This window comes from Actinokineospora sp. UV203 (assembly GCF_056323665.1).
In genome coordinates this window covers 6,266,721-6,282,663 of the sequence record NZ_CM150484.1, presented here as the reverse complement: position 1 = coordinate 6,282,663, position 15,943 = coordinate 6,266,721, and the positions used below count along the sequence as shown (strand labels likewise).

The window sequence follows — 15,943 nt, the reverse complement described above, 5'->3', positions numbered from 1 at the left end:
CCAAACCAGATCACACCCAGGTCTCGCTTCCGCCAAACAGCCCAATCCATCTGACCGGGTTGTGACCACGCACACCGACATTCACCGGAGCGGACCAATCACCGAATAGACGGCCACTCCCGGCACACCGCCATCCACGACGTCACTCGGTCTCGGCGCGACCGAGTCTGGGTGGTGCTGCACTTCGTCCGCCGTGGCCGTCCCGACGTGGAGCCTTCGCCGTCAGCCCTTTCAACTCGGGGGACGCCGCCCAGGCACGTTCCACCACACGTTTCTCACCTTCCGCGCTCGGCGCCTCCGTTGGCTGGATGATCTGCCTCGTGATCTGACCGGCCATGGGGGAAGCCAACCAGCGGATCGTGGAGGCGAGATACGCGGCGATCGAGCTCACGAGCACCACTCTTGCGCGGGTAGCCAGAGCCTCGGTGAGCAGCACGGCGGTGAGGGGTGTTAAGGCGGAAGTTCTCCGTCCAGTGCCATGCCGCCCGCCAGCCCGTCCGCCCGGTCGGGGCCAGCCGACAGGAGCGCGTGCCCCGCCCGCCGCGGCGACCAACACGTCTACCTCGCCGATCTGATCGGCTACAGCGGCGGGCCGCGTGCTGGTCAGCGAGGTCGGCGGTGATTGACCAACGGCCCCGGCACCTCGGACGTGGCGGCGACGAGAGGTCTCATCGCCCATGATCGACACCGGATCAGGTCCGACAAGAGCAGGTTCCCCGGATGCCAACCACCCCGGCACCAGCCAAGCTGACCCACATCCCCGCGGCCCCACCGTGCCCACACGCGCGTACGAACCCGTCGGTCGCAGGCCCTGTGGCCGACGGCCGCGTCAGCGCTGGTCAGCGGCGATCCCAAAGATTTGCGGTCAGGATCACCCGCACGGACCACCAATTCTGGAGAAAATCTGTGACCCTATTTCGAGCCCAGAAAATTGATTCTCCGGTTTTCTCCAGTTTGGTGTCCCACTGTCCACTTGGGACGTACACACAAGATCGCCCGCCGAACCTGTTCACACAGGTCAGCGGGCGATATTGAAAGCAATTCACTTGTGGAGCTGAGGGGACTCGAACCCCTGACCCTCACACTGCCAGTGTGATCCACAAAGGACTCTGACCTGCGGAAACCCAAGTGCCCCAGGATATCCAGTGCGATTGCCTGCCGTTCAACGCCGTTGCGTGCAGTTCCACGACGTTCAACTCCTTGCTGTGCTCCAGTTTTGCTCCAGCACGTGCAGTGTGAGACTCGCTCCTGCAGCCGCAACCTACTGCAGCAGAAGGGATGTATCGTCGCGAAACCTAGTGGCCACCTTGTCATCCTACTCCTGTTGCTTCTCGGAGACCATGCCTTACTCGACGGTTCAGCAAGTGGTCCTACCGCCACCCGTCCCACTTGATCGCGTAGCCGATGTTGACGAGCGTTCTCAACGGTGATGGCTGCGACCGTCAACAGGCGCTGGACGTCGAGGGCCTCGAACGTCGCCGCGACCGCGTCATCGGAGTCCTTCAACTCTGCCAAGACCGTGGGCAAGGAAAGTCGGCAGTGGCTCGTGGGCAGGTACGCCCGCATGAGCCCAACGGTGTGCGCCTTCAGCGCGAGAAGTGCAAGCGATCTAAGCGCCGACGGTGGGCGGAAGTGGCGTTCCTGACCCGCGCATTGAAGGCGCCCACCCTGCGCGAGTCGGTCGGCCGGTTGGCCGGGCGAGCCCGCTCGGAGTCCTGGACACACGAGGAATATTTGGTCGACTGCCTGCAGCGCGAGGTCTCCGCCCGCGAGGCACACGGCGGCGAGGGCCGTATCCGGGCCGCCCGGTTCCCTGCCCGCAAGTCGTTGGAGGAGTTCAATTTCGACCACGCCCGCAGCCTCAAACGCGACACCATCGCCCATCTCGGCACCCTGGATTTCTTTGCCGCGCAAGAGAATGTGGTGTTTCTGGGTCCGCCAGGCACCGGCAAGACCCACCTCGCGATCGGGCTGGCCGCCCGGGCGTGTCAGGCCGGACATCGGGTGGCCTTCGCCACCGCCGCCGAGTGGGTCGCCCGCCTGGCCGAGGCACACCACGCCGGCCGGCGGCAACCCGAGTTGACGAAGCTGGGCCGCTATCCGCTGCAACTGACGACGATCACCGAATCTGGGACAGAGCCAGGATTCGACTGCCGTTGACAGACCCGTTGCCCAACTGGCGGACCTGCTCCCGCTTGGGAACAGCCCCGCGTGCGCGGGGAGGACGGCCTGGTCGTTCCGCAGTACCTCGTCGACATGGGAACAGCCCTGCGTGCGCGGGGAGGACGCGCATCGTGGTGCCGAGCTGCGCGAGCCACTTGGGAACAGCCCGCGCGGGGAGGACGAGAGTGAGAGTCCGTTCGGACTTCTCAAGAGCGGAACAGCCCCGCGTGCGCGGGGAGGACTAGCTTGCGTGGCGATAATACCGCCGCGTAAGGGGAACAGCCCCGCGTGCGCGGGGAGGACGACAGGATCGGGAAGCCCGTCGAGCACGACGGGGGAAACAGCCCCGCGTGCGCGGGGAGGACGTCGCGCCGTCAACTCGGGTCACCGTCACGTCGGGAACAGCCCCGCGTGCGCGGGGAGGACGTCACGTTCTCGTACGGGACCCCGGTCGCGTTCGGAACAGCCCCGCGTGCGCGGGGAGGACAGGTGGTTCCCGTTGCGGAGGAACCAGAGTCGGGGAACAGCCCCGCGTGCGCGGGGAGGACGGCGAAGGTCTCGCTGTCCCCGGCCGACGCCCAGGGAACAGCCCCGCGTGCGCGGGGAGGACGGGCTCGTGCAGGTGTGCGCGCTCCCGCTCACGGGAACAGCCCCGCGTGCGTGGGGAGGACCGACGTGGACGGCTACATCGGCGACTCCACGCGGGAACAGCCCCGCGTGCGCGGGGAGGACGCGCTGCATGTCGCACACGCAGGTCCAGTTGAGGGAACAGCCCCGCGTGCGCGGGGAGGACTTCACCAGGCCGCCACCGGCGCATGCCGGGCAGGGAACAGCCCCGCGTGCGAGGGGAGGACGATCGACAAGATTCACGGAATGATCGAGCGCGCGGAACAGCCCCGCGTGCGCGGGGAGGACTTGGCCAGGTGCGCGCGGATGAGGTCGGTGGGCGGAACAGCCCCGCGTGCGCGGGGAGGACCGCAACAAGAACATCACCGGGATGTCCTTCGGCGGAACAGCCCCGCGTGCGCGGGGAGGACGGCCTGGAGCGGCAGGCGTTGGGCTTCGTGCAGGGAACAGCCCCGCGTGCGCGGGGAGGACAGCCGCGCGGACAAGCTCTGGACGCGGCAGTGGGGAACAGCCCCGCGTGCGCGGGGAGGACACGTGGACATGGGTGTACAAGGTGCTTCGCATGTGGAACAGCCCCGCGTGCGCGGGGAGGACGTCGCGATGACCTGCACAACTTGAGTGATGAGGGGAACAGCCCCGCGTGCGCGGGGAGGACACGGATGTTTTCCACGTCAGCGGCAATGTCCTGGGAACAGCCCCGCGTGCGCGGGGAGGACGCGGGTTCCTCACCAATCCGGAGGACCGTGCGGGGAACAGCCCCGCGTGCGCGGGGAGGACCGCGGCGGAGTTCAGTGGGGTGGGATCGTTGGTGGAACAGCCCCGCGTGCGCGGGGAGGACGAGGTTCCGCACGAGCGAGTCGATGCCGATCAGCCCCGCGTGCGCGGGGAGGACCTCGCGCTGCTGACCATCGTCGGCGCCAAGTCGGGAACAGCCCCGCGTGCGCGGGGAGGACTTTTTGCACTTTCCGGTAAATCTCGTACGCCTGGGGAACAGCCCCGCGTGCGCGGGGAGGACAGGAGAGTGGGGGCGTTCGTAACGGTCGAGCGGGGAACAGCCCCGCGTGCGCGGGGAGGACGCCCTGCTCAAGGGTTATGTGCTGGGGCAACGGGGAACAGCCCCGCGTGCGCGGGGAGGACTTTCGCCTCTGCCTTGTCCATTCGGTCGGTCAAGGAACAGCCCCGCGTGCGCGGGGAGGACACTTGTTGACCTGCTGGTTTGCGGTTAGGTGTCGTTGTTTTTGTTTACTTTGTTGTGGATGGGTTGGCGGTTTCGGCGGCGTTGGCTGGCGTTGCTCCACCCGGTCTTGGGTGGGGTCGAGTTGGAGGTTTGAGGTGTGTTCGGCCGCAGGATGAGGTTGATGCCTTCGTGGTCGATGGGGGTCCAGGTGTGGTTGTGGACGTGGAAGTCGAGTCCTTGTTCGTTGTCGGCTGTGTGGACCATGATCGCGCGGCCGGTTTTGGCCATGTCGGTGACGCGTTGCCACATGAGTGCGCGGACGCGGTGGGTGGGTTTGCCGACGAACACGCCGGGGGCGATTTCGAGGAGCCAGCGGGTGAGGTGGCCGCGTAGGCCGGTGGGGCAGGCGGCGATGACGATGATGGTCATGTGAGGTCGTCGTCTTCGTAGGCGGTTCCGGCGGCGACGGTGCGGCCGTTGTCGTCCCAGAGCATGACGATGTCGGGGTCTTCGAAGGCTTCTGGGCCGTATTCGATGGGTTCTTCGGCGTCGGCGAGGAGGGTTTTGATGTCGCGGACGCAGGTTTCGAGGAAGTGTCCGCTCTTCATGTGGTCGCGGACTGCGCGGCGGGTTTCGGCTCCGATGTCGGTGACTTGGCGGGCTGTGATGTCGAAGGCGATGGGGATGGAGATGTCGGTCTTGTAGAGGTCGGCGATGTCGTAGACGAATGATCGCGAGTGTCCGGTGTGGACGAATCCGAGGCCGGGGGCGCAGCCGAGGGCGACTATGACGGCGTGCACGACACCGTAGAGGCTGGTGTTGGCGGCGGAAAGTGCTTGGTTGATGGGGGTGCCGGCGGTGAAGTCGCCGGGGTCGTAGTCGCGGCGTTCCCACTCCAGGCCGGTGCGAGCGGCGTGGGTGCGGTAGATGCGGCGGACGCGGGCGCCTTCGCGGCCGCGGAGTTGTTGCATGGTGAGGCCGTTGATGTCTTCGCCGGGGAAGCGCACGGCGTACATGGCGCGGGCGACGCGCAGGCGGCTGGTCCGATTGCTGACGAGTTCGGCCTGGCGTTCGAGGAGCCTCGATGAACCGGTGAGGGTGCGTCCGTGGGCGTAGTAGCGCACACCGTGTTCGCCGACCCAGACGGCGGTGGAGCCGCTTTCGGCGAGCAGGGTCATGGCTTGGTGGCTGACGTTGGTGCCGGGGCCGAGGAGCAGGGCGCCGAGGGGGGCGGCGGGAATGTGGATGGTGCCGCGGGCGTCTCGGGCGGTGATGGCGTTGGCGTCGCGGTGGATGACGCAGTGTTCGAGGTAGATGAAGGTGAGCCGGTCTTGGGCGCGGGTCAGGTGGGAGATGGGGACCGGTCGGGCACCTGGGATTTCGGGCATGGTGTCAGCCGAGGGGGGCGAGGGTGAGCAGGCCGCAGCCGTAGCTCTTGGCTGGGCCGATGCCGTGGGTGAGGGCGGCGCGCAGCGCATCGGGGTCGGTGATTTCGAGCTGGCCTTCGAACACGGCGGTGGCGAGGGTGATGGTCGCGGGGCCGCGGTCGAACTTCCAGGTGTGGCGTCGGGTGACGGCGATGTCGAGGGTGTCGTGGAGTGCTGGGGCGATGGTGAAGCCGTGGCGTTCGGCGCGGTCGAGCAACCATTGGGTTTGTTGGGCGGTGGTGACGTGGCCGAGTCGTTTGCCCCTGGTCGCATTGTCGGGGCGGGGGCTGCGGGTGGGGTTGGCGGTGAGGCGGAACGCCCAACGTTGGCTTTTGGCGAGTTGGTCGAGCAGGCCGGTATAGGGGCGGGTGAGCCAGATGTGGGTGGAGGGCCAGCCGGCTTGTTCGACGAGATGGGTGAAGTCGGGTTGGTGAGGGCTCAGGACGTAAAGCAGGGTTTGGTTGGGACTGTGGTCGACGCGCCAGAGGACGCGGCCGGTGTCGGTGGCGTCACGTTGGTGGTTGGGGAATCCGGCGAGGACGGCGGCGTGCAGCCGTTGGGGTGAGGCGAGCAGGTCGCGGGCGCCGCGGCGGGCGGGGTTGATCTCGAATCGGGTCAGGTGCATGGTCAGGCTCCGAGGGCGGCCATGGGATCGTGCATGTCGCTGCCACCTGTGGCGGGTCCGGTGAACCGGGGGTTGGCGATGGTGGTGTGGGTGTGGACGACGCTGCGCCACGTGTAGTGCCGGTGGGTGGGGTCGAAGCTGACGGGGTTGTCGCGTTCGCTGACACGCTTGAGGTCCGCGGGGTCGCCGGGGAGGAGGTCGCGGGCGATGTCGAGGGTGACGGTGGGTTCGCGGTGGGCGTCGGCGACGCGGGGTGAGGCTTGCCAGCCGATGGTGTGCAGCGCGGTGGGCATGGGTTCGTCGAGTACGCCGAGGACGAGTCGCCCGGCGGGTGGGCAGGAGCGGCGCCCGAGGAACAGCGGGAACGCCGGGCGCAGCAGGGCGGCGCGCAACCCGTCGATGAGGTCGTCGGGGCCGTCGATCGCGGCGGTGAAGACCGCGTCGGCGAGGTAGAACCGGTCGGACAAAGGCATGGCTTCAGCGCCATCGCGGGTGCGGGCGGTCTGGAAGTCGCGCTCGAGCTGCCCTGGCTGGTCGACGCGGACACCGACACGCAAGTCGAGCAGGTCGCTGATCGGGTCGACCCGGCGGCGGCCTTGGGCGCAGGCGAGCAACCCGATGATGCCGCTCTTGCTGGGAGCCCGCCCGGTGGTGCGACGGGTGAAGCGGCTGCTGGTGCCCCAGGACTGCAAAGGCGCGGCCAGGCGCAGCAGCAGAGTACTCACGGGGCGACCGCCAGTCGCTGCGCGACCAGGTCACCGACGGCGGTGACGGCACCGCCGAGGCTGGTGCGCTCAGCGAGATCGGCGAGAAGGTCGACCCGCTGCCCCGCGCCGAACACCCACGCGGCGAGCGGGGTCTCGTCGAACGCCTCGTGCAGCTCGCCGGCGTGGGTGGCCAGGCGGGCGATGGTGGCCGGGATGCGGCCACCTTTCTCGCCGTCGGCGACGGGGTCTTCGTAGGCGCCGACGAGGTTGACCGACTGGGTCTCGCGGGCGAGGACGAGGACCGCGTCCGGGAGGGTGCGGTTGGCGAAGGTGTTCTGCTTGCCGGTGGGCATGCTGGTGACGAACGCCCGCACGAACGCCTCCACCGCACGCCGGGTCGCATCCGCGTCGCCCAGGTTGTCGTGCAGACCGTCGACGTCGACGGTGGCGTAGCGGTAAAGGGTGGAGGAGTTGAACTCGACGGTGCCGAGCATCCCGGCGCCCGCGTCTTCTTCGGCGTCGGCCTTCTTGTGGTCGTCGACCGCGGTGAAGTAGTCGTACTCGTTGGTGACCGCGTGCACGCTCAACGCGTGCGCGACCTGGCAGGCGGCCTCGACGTTGAGGTCGGTGGCCTCGGCGACCATCCGCCCGAACAGCGACACGTCCACCGAGTGGTCGCGGTTGGCGCGGGCCCGGACCTCGTTCTTGTCGAACTTCACCACCTCGCCCTCCGCGGCAGTGGTGACGGCCAACTCCGCGAGGTTCTCGACCTGGCGGCGCGACAGGAAGAACAGGTACCCGGCTTCGGCGGGGCCGGGGTCTTGGCCCTTCTTCTCCCGGGGCTTCTTCGCCTCGAACCCGGCGGCCTTGAACAGATCGGCCGCCAAGCTCTCGGCGCGGTCGGCCAGCGCGGGTTCGCGGCGCGTGATCTCCTCGGCGAGCATCTCGATGACCCGCTTGGTGCGCACACCGAGTTCGCTGGAATCGAGCAGTCCGGTGAACGCGTCACGGGTGGCGCGTTTCCACGCCTGACTGGACACCCGGGCGCGACGCACGCCCCCGTAGACGGCGGTCTTGGGGCTGCCGGTGTCGTCGCGGTTGAGGTTGCTCGGCGGGACGGTCTGGATGATGTGCAGATCGAGGATGGTGCGCGGCACGGTGTGGTCCTTCTAGTTCTCGGCGGGAGCCTGGTCGGCGGACTTCTTGGGTGGGAAGTGGAAGGCGCGGCCCCACTGCAGCCGCACCGCGCCGGCGGTCGCCGGGGACTGCACGTGCACGAGGTCGGCGGCGAGTTGGGCGTAGTCGAGCGGGATCTGCTCGGAGCGCAGGAGTTGAACGATCCCGCGCAGGTGGTGGGTGAGTTCGTCGAGGTCCGTGGCGGTGCCGATCATGGCGAAGCGGCGCACCACGGCGTTGTCCGGTGCGGCGGTCTGCGCCTGGTCGGGGACCAGGTGGCGCACGGCTTGTCCGAACCGGACACCGACCTTGTGCATGGGTCGCCGTTGGGATTGCTGGTGGGAGGCGTAGAGGGTCATCGCCAGGTGCGAGGCGTTCTCCGACGCGGTGGCGGTGTCGTCGTCCGGGTCATGCACGAACGTCGAGTCGTGGGTCAGGGCGAGGATGTCGAGCACGGTCCCCGCGGGCTTGCCGAGTCCGCGGCGGAGCCGGGCGATGTCGGCCACGCTCGCCGGGCGGTTGTTCAGGTAGCCGTGCTGCAACTCGTTCACGCGGGCACGCACGATGTCGGCGACCGACAGCGGGTTACTGCTCATCGTCGTCCTTCACAGGTTCCTTGGCGTACGGGAGCGCGTCGGCGAGGTTGCCGGTGAACCACATGTGCGCGTGGGTTGAGGTGATCAGCCGCTCGCCGTCGACGTGCCCCGTCCACGCGGTCGGTGGCGCCGCGGCGTGCAGGTCGTCGCCGAGGCGGCGGATCAGCCGGTAAGCCGTGCGGTGCCAGGAGACCTGGCAGTCGAAGGCGTCGGTCTCGGCCGTGAGCCCGGACAGCCACTGCCGGAAATGGGGGTCGAGCACGTCATAGGCGGACTCCAGCGCACGTGTCCGAGCCGCGTCCCCCTTGCTCTTTCCCTTTTCCCCCGAGGCAATCGCAAGGTTCGCCGCCAGTCCGCCCACAGCGGCGGCGGCCTTCTCCGCGGCGGTGACGCTGTCGAGCACCGCGGCGATCAGGTGCTCCGCCGCGGTACTCATCAACACGCTGCGCAGCGCGAGAGCGTCGTCGACGACCTCCGTGGTGGTGGAACTCTGCGGCCCATAGGTCATGCCGTGCACGTGCACGCGCAGGAGCAGGTCCTCCGGGATGGCCTTGTCGATGGCCAGCGCGCTGAGCCATTCCATGACAGCGGGGCGCACCCGCGCCGCGGCCTCGCCGCGTTGCGTGGTGCCGGTCGCCGCCTGGGGGATCATGGCGGCCAGCCCGCGCCAGATCATGCGCTCGGGGGCGTGCTCAGCGGGCATGTACACCAAGGCCTCACGGCGCTTGGTCTCCTGGGCTTTGCTTCGCCGCCACCCGCTGTGGGTCTCCACTGTGTGCATGTTCTGCGGGGCGATCCGGTCGCCGTTGCAGATCAACACCCCGGTGACCCGGTCACGGTCGACGACGAGACGGATGCGGCGGCTCTGCCAGGTGAACAGGTCCACCAGGCCCCGCGGCACCGGCTGCCCACCGTCACGTTCCACGGCGCTCGCCTGGCCACGTTCCCACTGGGGCAGGTCAGTCTCCGGGTCGTAGTTGTGCAACTGGTCATGGGCGACCAGATTGAGGAGCAACGTTTCCCGCAACGTCTGCCCCTCGATGAGCACACCACCGAGGTAGCCGCACCACCCGGTGCCGATCGGGTAGCCCTTGCCGCCCTTGACCCGCTCGTCACCCACCGCGCCGGACTTGATGCCCGAAGGGTCGTAGGCGTGGCAGTGCACCACCCACCGCGCCGCCTCCGCCGGCCCGAGGGACAGGGTTCCGTGGCGGGTGGTGAAGAACTTGTGCCCGTTGGGGACATCGGCGATCAGCCTCGCCAGGTCCGACACCTCGCCCTTGGCCGTGCGCAGATCGGCCACCTGCAGGAACGGGGTGCGCGGATGCAGCAGGTCGAAGTGCCCCCGCCACCGGTCGAGGTAAGCCACGATCTGCCCCACCGGCAACGCGGGTGCCGCCCACAGATCGCACCAGGCGTCCACATCGCGCGGGCCCCGTACCGCTCGGTGCAGGATCGCGAGCAGAAGCCGGGTGAGCGCGAACTCCTGCGTCGGCAGGTCGCCGGTGACCCCACGCAACCGGTGCGCCTGGCCGAAAACCTCCAGCAGCGACAACTCGCGCGGCGCGCCGTCGACGTCGAGCACCGGAAGCCACGGCTCGGTCAGCAGATCGAACGACAGGGTGCTCACGCGGCGGTCTTCCGATGGTTCAGGCCGTGGTGCAGGTCGTAGATGAGGGTGTAGCCGTGCAGGTCGGTGGTCAGGTCCGCGTCGAATTCGAGCACCAACTGGCCTTTCAGCAACGGGTTGAGGGTGAAACTGGTGTAGCGGTGCCGCTTCTCCAACTCTTGGATCACCTTCTCGACCACGCCCTCGTGGCTCAGCGCCAGCGGCAACCGCAGCGTGCACGCGGCCAGAGTCTTCGCCTGCGCCCACGGAACCATCTCGTCGAGCGGAACCTGGGCCCCGCCGCCCTTCACCCACACGGGCACCAACAGGCCCCCGTCGCCGTCGCTCTGCACCACGACGACCTCCAGTGAGTCCGCGCCGTCACGGACCTGGGCGGCGCCGCGCGCGTCGTCGTCGGCGTCACCGACCCCAGCGCGCAACCAGCCCACCAGCGAACCGGGCTTGTTGGCCACGTCGAGCAGGAACGCCGACGCCGCGACAACACGGGCCGCCGCGTTCTTCTCCGCCTTCACCGCCGCGGTCGCCATCGCCTCCTCCCACCCCGGTGGCGCGATGTCCGAGCCGTCGTAGGCGCGGCCCACCAGATCGGCGATGTCGTGCGGCATCCGCACTTCGTCGCAGCCGGTGATCAGTGCGGCGGCGCGCAGCAGCGCGTTCTCCTCGTAAACGAACGTCGACGGCCGCACCGGCCTGACCGGGGCCGCCGACCAGTCCCGCACACCGGTGACCGCGCACCGCGCCCGCGCCAACGGACCCGGCCGGAGGCGGTCGTGGCGGTGCAGGCGGCCCATGCGCTGCAACAACAGGTCCATCGGCGCCAGATCGGTGACCATCAGGTCGAAGTCGACATCGAGGGACTGCTCCACCACCTGGGAGGCCACCACGATGTGCAGGTCCGGGCGAGCACCGTCCGGCCCGAACCGGGCCAGCAGCTGCCGGTCGCGCTCGGAGCGGTCGCAGGACAGGAAACGGGCGTGATTGATCGTCACCGCGTCGACCCCGAAGACCTCCGCCAACCGGGCAGCGGTTTCCTGCACTCGGGTCACGGTGTTGCGCACCACCACCGCGCAGCCACCCTCCCGCAGCTGCGTCCGCAGATAGGCGACCAGGTCCTCGACATCATCCGAGAGTCGGTCGAGGGTGACCGGCGCTGCGACTGGCGGCAACGGCAGCACCACGGGCGCCACCCCCGTCGCGGTCACCACCGGATATCCCGCCGCGGTTGTCGTCTGGTTGCCGCTGCCGCTGTCGTAGGCGGCCACCAACTCCGCGCGGCGCGCGTCGGGCAACGTCGCCGACAACACCACCACCGGCACCCCGTAGGCACCCAGCCAATGCAGCACCCGGCACAGGTAGCGGGACATGTAGACGTCGTAGGCGTGCACCTCGTCGATCACCACGACCTTGCCCGCCAACCCCAGATGCCGCAGCATCACATGCCGCGACTTCAACCCCGCGAACAACACCTGGTCGATCGTGCCGACCACAAACGACGCCAGCACCGACTTCTTACGACCCGACAACCACTGATGCGCGGCCACACCACAATCACCGTCACCATCGCCCACCGACGCGAACCGCCCTTTGCGGACCAGACCGTCGAACTCCTCGTTCAACCTCGCCTTGCCATGCACCAACGACACCGAACTGTTCGCGGTCCCGGGGAGCCGCCGCAACCAGTCATGCACACGGGAGAACATCGCATCCGTCGTCGCCTGCGTCGGCAACGCCACGAAACACCCGTCGGCACCCGTCCGCTCAGCCAAAATCTCCGCGGCCAACAACGCGGCCTCGGTCTTACCCGACCCCATCGGCGCCTCGACCACCATCAACCCCGGCGCCACCATCCGCCGCGCCGCGTCCACCGCCGCGACCTGCACATCGCGAGCGACCGCACCCGGCTTCGCGAACCGCGCCGCGAACAACTCCCCCACAGACGATCGCCCCGTCTGGGGCCGCCACCGCGACGGCAAATTCACCGCCGCCCACCCATCGCGCAGCCTTGCCGCCGTGGTCGCATCGTCCGGCACCGGAAGCTCGTCCAGCGAAGCCGCGTCAACCAGCGGGAAGAACTCCGAATTCGACGCGATCCAATCCGCGGCGATCACGATCGCGGTCAACAACGCCTGCGCCGGAACACTCAACCGCAAACCATGAAACCGCGCCAACACATCACGGCCACCCACCCGGTCAGCCGCCCGCTCCAACAACGCGACCCGCTGCCGCTCCCACTCCCCCGTACCAACCAGATCCGTTCGCCCGAGCGCGAAAGCAACATCCCCAGAACCGGGCGGAACACCATGATGACTGCCCACAATGGACCCAAGCTGCTTCGCGAGGCCACGGAAACCGAAGCCCAACTCATCAGCCAACCAGGACTGCACCGCCAACTGCCCCACCAAGGCATGCCCGACCAACGACCGAGACGGATCATCAACCACACGCGGATTCACCACAAACCCGTTGCGGCCCATCCGATCCGCCAACACCGGCACCTGCACGGCAAAAGCGGGAGACGCCTTCCCGACATCGTGCACAGAGGTCAACCACACCGCCAACAACCGCACATCAGCGACATCACCGACCTCACGACACAACCGCGCCAACACCTGCGCCGACAACCACTCATCAACCAACAAACCCGCCACACCAGCAGAATCATCAAGATGCTGAAACAGAGGCAGCCACCCCGTCAGACGCAGCCCGTCATCCCTCTCCGACTTCGCCCACACCCAACGCCACAGCCCATCCCCCACCAACAAGCTCCAATCCGATCGGCCTACACAACATCTCTGGAACCACCGCGAGCGTTTCCACGCACCCACACCATCCACCCGAACGGGTGTAAAGCCCGACCGCCGACCGGCCCTCGCTGCCTTGAGACAATCCTCCGGAGATCGCTTGTCGTCGGGCCAACCACTCCCTTGGTGGTGTCGTGGTGGCGACACCACCAAGGAGAGCGATCACCGCACCATACGAGTCAGCCTCACCCAGGCGCAGCTCGCGGCCCGACTGAAGTACGACGGAACGTTCATCAGCCGCCTGGAACACGGACAGCGGCCGGTGTCCCTCGCGGTGGCGAACGAGATCGACCACGTGCTGGACGCGGGCGGCGAGCTGACCGGCCTGGCCCTGGCAATACTCGGGCAGCACACCTCAGGCGCGTTCTCAACCGGCCTCGACGAACCGGACACCGAGGCCGACGCACCCGTGCCGCTGCCCGGTGCGGACCCGCCTGCAGGCGACCGCTTGTCCTGAGCATCTGGCGCAGCCTGGTGAGCGTCCCGTTCGGACTGGTCTGCCCGCTGCACGCCGACGGGGACTGCGCTGACCAGTGCCTCGACGCCGCGGTTGAGGCCGAAACAGCGGGGGCCTCGCCGGGTGTGCACGGCTACCTCGGCTGGCTGGCGCTCTACCGGCGCGCGGGCATGGAACTCCTCACGACCCACGCGCTGCTGGCCCCGGTGGAGCAGATGGCGCGCGGCCTGCTCGCCGACGCGGCCATGGCGGGCAGGCGCGAACGCATGGCCCTGCTCCACGTCGCCGCCGACTACGCCGAATCGGCCGGGCGGTTTCGGCTCGAGGTGGGCCAGAACAGCACCGCCATGGCCTGGTTGCAACGGGGTGCGCGGTGGGCCACCGGCACGGGGAACACCGCCGCGTTCTGCCGCATCCTGTGCACGATGAGCCTGCTCGCCCGCCTCGAGTGGGACCCGGACTCCGCCACCGCCTACGCCGCGGCCGCGCGTGCCGCCGACCGCACCCGACCGTGGACCATCGTGAACGGCAGGCTGGACCTGGCCCGTACCGGCGCACAGCGCGGGGACCGGCAGGACTTCGAACGGCACGCCGCAGCCGCGCGGCGGCTGGCGGGCCGCTTCAGCGAACGGGACCGGGCGGAGGCGCCCTGGCTCACCGATGCCGAGGGGTGCACGTACATCCACGCCAACCTCGCGGGCGGTTACCGTGACCTCGCCGTCCACACCGGCGACCGCGCGCGGGTGCGCCGTGGGGCGGACTGCGCGCGCCGCCCTGGACAGCCGGCCGGAGCACATGCATCCCACCAGGCTGCTGCTGACCCTGCGGCTGGCCGACTGCCACGCCCGGGCCGGGCAACGCGAGGAAGCCCTCGCCCTGGCCCGTGCGGTCGCACCCGCCGCGCGGGCCAGTGGGCTGTGGCTCGTCGAGCGCGAACTCCGTTCCCTGACGAATGCCCTGGAGAACCCGTGCGCGCCCTTGTGAGCGTTCTCGCAGCCCTGCTGATCACCGCCGGACCCGGCCGGCGCCGGACAGGCGCGCGCCCATGGCGCCCCCATCGAGTTCACCGTGGTGGGCGACGCGGGCGACGGGGCAGGCGGCATCCACGCGGCCGCGACGTGGACAAATGACGGGCACCCGGTAGGCGAACCGGTCTACGCCTTCATGACCGCCACCCGCGTCGGCGGGGGCGAACCCCGCGCGGATCGGGCCGCTGCGGATGACCTCCGTGGCCGAGCAGACCGGCGTGTTCGAGGCCCCGTCCTCGCTGCCCCTGGACACTGGACCGTGGTGGCCGAGTCCCCCAAGCCCGCCCGCGCCCGCGGTCGCGGGCACCTTGGACGCCGTGGCTCGCCGTCCCGCTGCTGGCCCTCGGCGCGGGCACGGTGCTGGTGTGCCGCAGGCGTTCGCGGTCGGCAGCCAGTCAGTGAAACGACCATTGACTGCCCACGACTGCTGTATCCCTTGGAATCTGGATCCCTTGGAATCAATCATCCAGGCGACCGACGCAGCGCCGCTACCCAACCTGGAATCGGTAGGCCGCTATAGCGGGATCACGCTGCTTGAGTCGCCGAACGGGTCGTCTCGTCTGCCGTCGTCGGTGTGGCGGGCGAACCAGTCGCGGTAGATCGGGCTGCGTGCGCGGGCCTCGGCGTATGACTTGCCGACCTGGTGGCCGATCGTCGGGCCCACCGCGGCCAGGGGTCCTTCGCGGTGCCAGGCGAGGATGTGGCGGTAGCGGAGCGGGTTGCCCACGATGGGGCGCACCGCGATGCCTGGCACCTCGTCGAAGGTGGCCTGGCACAGGCTCACCGCGTGCCCGTGGCGCACGATGTCGACCAGCAGCCTGCCTTCGGCCTCGTACCGGACGGTGAGCCCCCGTCCCGTCCCCAGCGCCACCCGCGACCAGTACTCCGGCGTCCGGTCCTCGGGTCGCGGCACCACCCAGTCCTCGTCGAGCAGGTCGGCCAGGTCGACCTCCTCGTGCTCGGCGAGGCGGTGCGCGGACGGCAGCACGGCGAACACCGGCTCCACGACCACGGGGCACAGGACCACCCCTGGCGGCGGTGTCATCTCGTAGCCCGGGTTGTCGCCGACGACCGCGGCCTCCAAGCGGCCCGCGGCGACGTCGTTGACCAGGGGCAGCGGCGTGTGGTGGCCGCGGCAGGTGACGTCGGCGTGCGGGTACAGCGCGCGGATCGCGCTGATCAGGCTGCCCGCCAGCGGGCCGGTGATCGAGCCGAGGCGGAACTGGCGCTGCCCGCTCGACCCCGCGGCGACCGCGGCGGTGTTCATCAACTCGTCCAAGGTCGGCAGGACCGCTTGGGCGCGGGTGAGCACGAGTTCACCGAACGGGGTCGGCGCGATGCCCTGCGGGAGGCGCTGGAAGAGCTGGCCGCCCAGCATCGCCTCGATGCGCCGCAGCTGCGCGCTCAGCCCCGGCTGGGTGAGGTGCAGCGCGGCCGCGGCCCGGGTCAGGCTCCCGGTCTCGGCGATCGTGCAGATCACCCGAAGGTGGCGGACCTCAAGCTCCATAACGCGATGTTAGGGGGTGCTG

The 15,943-nt window shown here is 69.0% G+C and carries 12 protein-coding genes, 2 pseudogenes and 1 CRISPR repeat array; of the genes and pseudogenes, 4 read left to right on the top strand and 10 right to left on the bottom strand.

The window, feature by feature from the left end; translation table 11 throughout:
• Window positions 1-142: 142 nt before the first annotated feature.
• A complete protein-coding gene (locus ACUZ2Y_RS30305) occupies window positions 143-436 on the bottom strand; it encodes a hypothetical protein (RefSeq protein WP_476325306.1) in 294 nt (97 codons plus the stop codon).
• A 1,142-nt stretch (window positions 437-1,578) separates the two neighbouring features.
• On the opposite strand from ACUZ2Y_RS30305, the pseudogene ACUZ2Y_RS30300 reads away from it, so the two are divergent.
• Window positions 1,579-2,106, top strand: a pseudogene (locus tag ACUZ2Y_RS30300) (ATP-binding protein); the annotation flags it as partial.
• Between the two features lie 270 nt (window positions 2,107-2,376).
• A CRISPR array of direct repeats spans window positions 2,377-3,988; the repeat unit is 28 nt; unit sequence GGAACAGCCCCGCGTGCGCGGGGAGGAC.
• A 24-nt stretch (window positions 3,989-4,012) separates the two neighbouring features.
• Here ACUZ2Y_RS30300 and cas2e read toward each other — a convergent pair.
• Genes cas2e through cas3 form a run of 8 tightly spaced genes read right to left on the bottom strand, consistent with a single transcriptional unit; the run spans window position 4,013 to window position 13,079 of the window.
• Entirely contained in the window at window positions 4,013-4,396 is a 384-nt protein-coding gene (cas2e, locus tag ACUZ2Y_RS30295; protein ID WP_476325304.1) for a type I-E CRISPR-associated endoribonuclease Cas2e, read from the bottom strand.
• Window positions 4,393-5,355: a type I-E CRISPR-associated endonuclease Cas1e gene (cas1e, locus tag ACUZ2Y_RS30290; RefSeq protein WP_476325302.1), complete on the bottom strand. Its 963-nt coding sequence runs from the start codon at window positions 5,353-5,355 to the stop codon at window positions 4,393-4,395. The genes cas2e and cas1e overlap by 4 nt, the downstream gene beginning before the upstream one ends.
• Before the next feature lie 4 nt (window positions 5,356-5,359).
• Window positions 5,360-6,019 (bottom strand): type I-E CRISPR-associated protein Cas6/Cse3/CasE, encoded by a 660-nt coding sequence (gene cas6e, locus ACUZ2Y_RS30285; protein ID WP_476325300.1) that lies wholly within the window; start codon window positions 6,017-6,019, stop codon window positions 5,360-5,362.
• A gap of 2 nt (window positions 6,020-6,021) precedes the next feature.
• Window positions 6,022-6,744 carry a type I-E CRISPR-associated protein Cas5/CasD gene (gene cas5e, locus ACUZ2Y_RS30280; RefSeq protein ID WP_476325298.1) on the bottom strand — a complete coding sequence of 241 codons (723 nt, stop codon included), beginning with the start codon at window positions 6,742-6,744 and terminating at the stop codon, window positions 6,022-6,024.
• Window positions 6,741-7,883, bottom strand: a complete 1,143-nt coding sequence (cas7e, locus tag ACUZ2Y_RS30275; protein ID WP_476325296.1) for a type I-E CRISPR-associated protein Cas7/Cse4/CasC — start codon at window positions 7,881-7,883, stop codon at window positions 6,741-6,743. Before cas7e ends, cas5e begins: the two co-directional genes overlap by 4 nt.
• A gap of 12 nt (window positions 7,884-7,895) precedes the next feature.
• A complete protein-coding gene (casB, locus tag ACUZ2Y_RS30270) occupies window positions 7,896-8,498 on the bottom strand; it encodes a type I-E CRISPR-associated protein Cse2/CasB (RefSeq protein ID WP_476325295.1) in 603 nt (200 codons plus the stop codon).
• Window positions 8,488-10,128 carry a type I-E CRISPR-associated protein Cse1/CasA gene (gene casA / locus ACUZ2Y_RS30265; RefSeq protein WP_476325293.1) on the bottom strand — a complete coding sequence of 547 codons (1,641 nt, stop codon included), beginning with the start codon at window positions 10,126-10,128 and terminating at the stop codon, window positions 8,488-8,490. Before casA ends, casB begins: the two co-directional genes overlap by 11 nt.
• Window positions 10,125-13,079 (bottom strand): CRISPR-associated helicase Cas3', encoded by a 2,955-nt coding sequence (gene cas3 / locus ACUZ2Y_RS30260; protein WP_476325291.1) that lies wholly within the window; start codon window positions 13,077-13,079, stop codon window positions 10,125-10,127. The genes casA and cas3 overlap by 4 nt, the downstream gene beginning before the upstream one ends.
• Here cas3 and ACUZ2Y_RS30255 point away from each other — a divergent pair.
• From ACUZ2Y_RS30255 to ACUZ2Y_RS30245, 3 genes and pseudogenes are all read left to right on the top strand, one after another.
• Window positions 13,006-13,188: pseudogene (locus tag ACUZ2Y_RS30255) on the top strand (helix-turn-helix domain-containing protein); the annotation flags it as partial. The gene cas3 and the pseudogene ACUZ2Y_RS30255 sit on opposite strands and share 74 nt — an antisense overlap.
• 3 nt (window positions 13,189-13,191) lie before the next feature.
• On the top strand, window positions 13,192-13,386 hold the full coding sequence (locus ACUZ2Y_RS30250) for a hypothetical protein (protein WP_476332156.1): 195 nt from the start codon (window positions 13,192-13,194) through the stop codon (window positions 13,384-13,386).
• Window positions 13,387-13,403: 17 nt separating this feature from the next.
• Window positions 13,404-14,516 (top strand): hypothetical protein, encoded by a 1,113-nt coding sequence (locus tag ACUZ2Y_RS30245; RefSeq protein ID WP_476325289.1) that lies wholly within the window; start codon window positions 13,404-13,406, stop codon window positions 14,514-14,516.
• A 412-nt stretch (window positions 14,517-14,928) separates the two neighbouring features.
• Here ACUZ2Y_RS30245 and ACUZ2Y_RS30240 read toward each other — a convergent pair whose 3' ends face one another.
• Window positions 14,929-15,921, bottom strand: a complete 993-nt coding sequence (locus ACUZ2Y_RS30240; RefSeq protein ID WP_476325288.1) for a LysR family transcriptional regulator — start codon at window positions 15,919-15,921, stop codon at window positions 14,929-14,931.
• Between the last annotated feature and the right edge of the window lie 22 nt (window positions 15,922-15,943).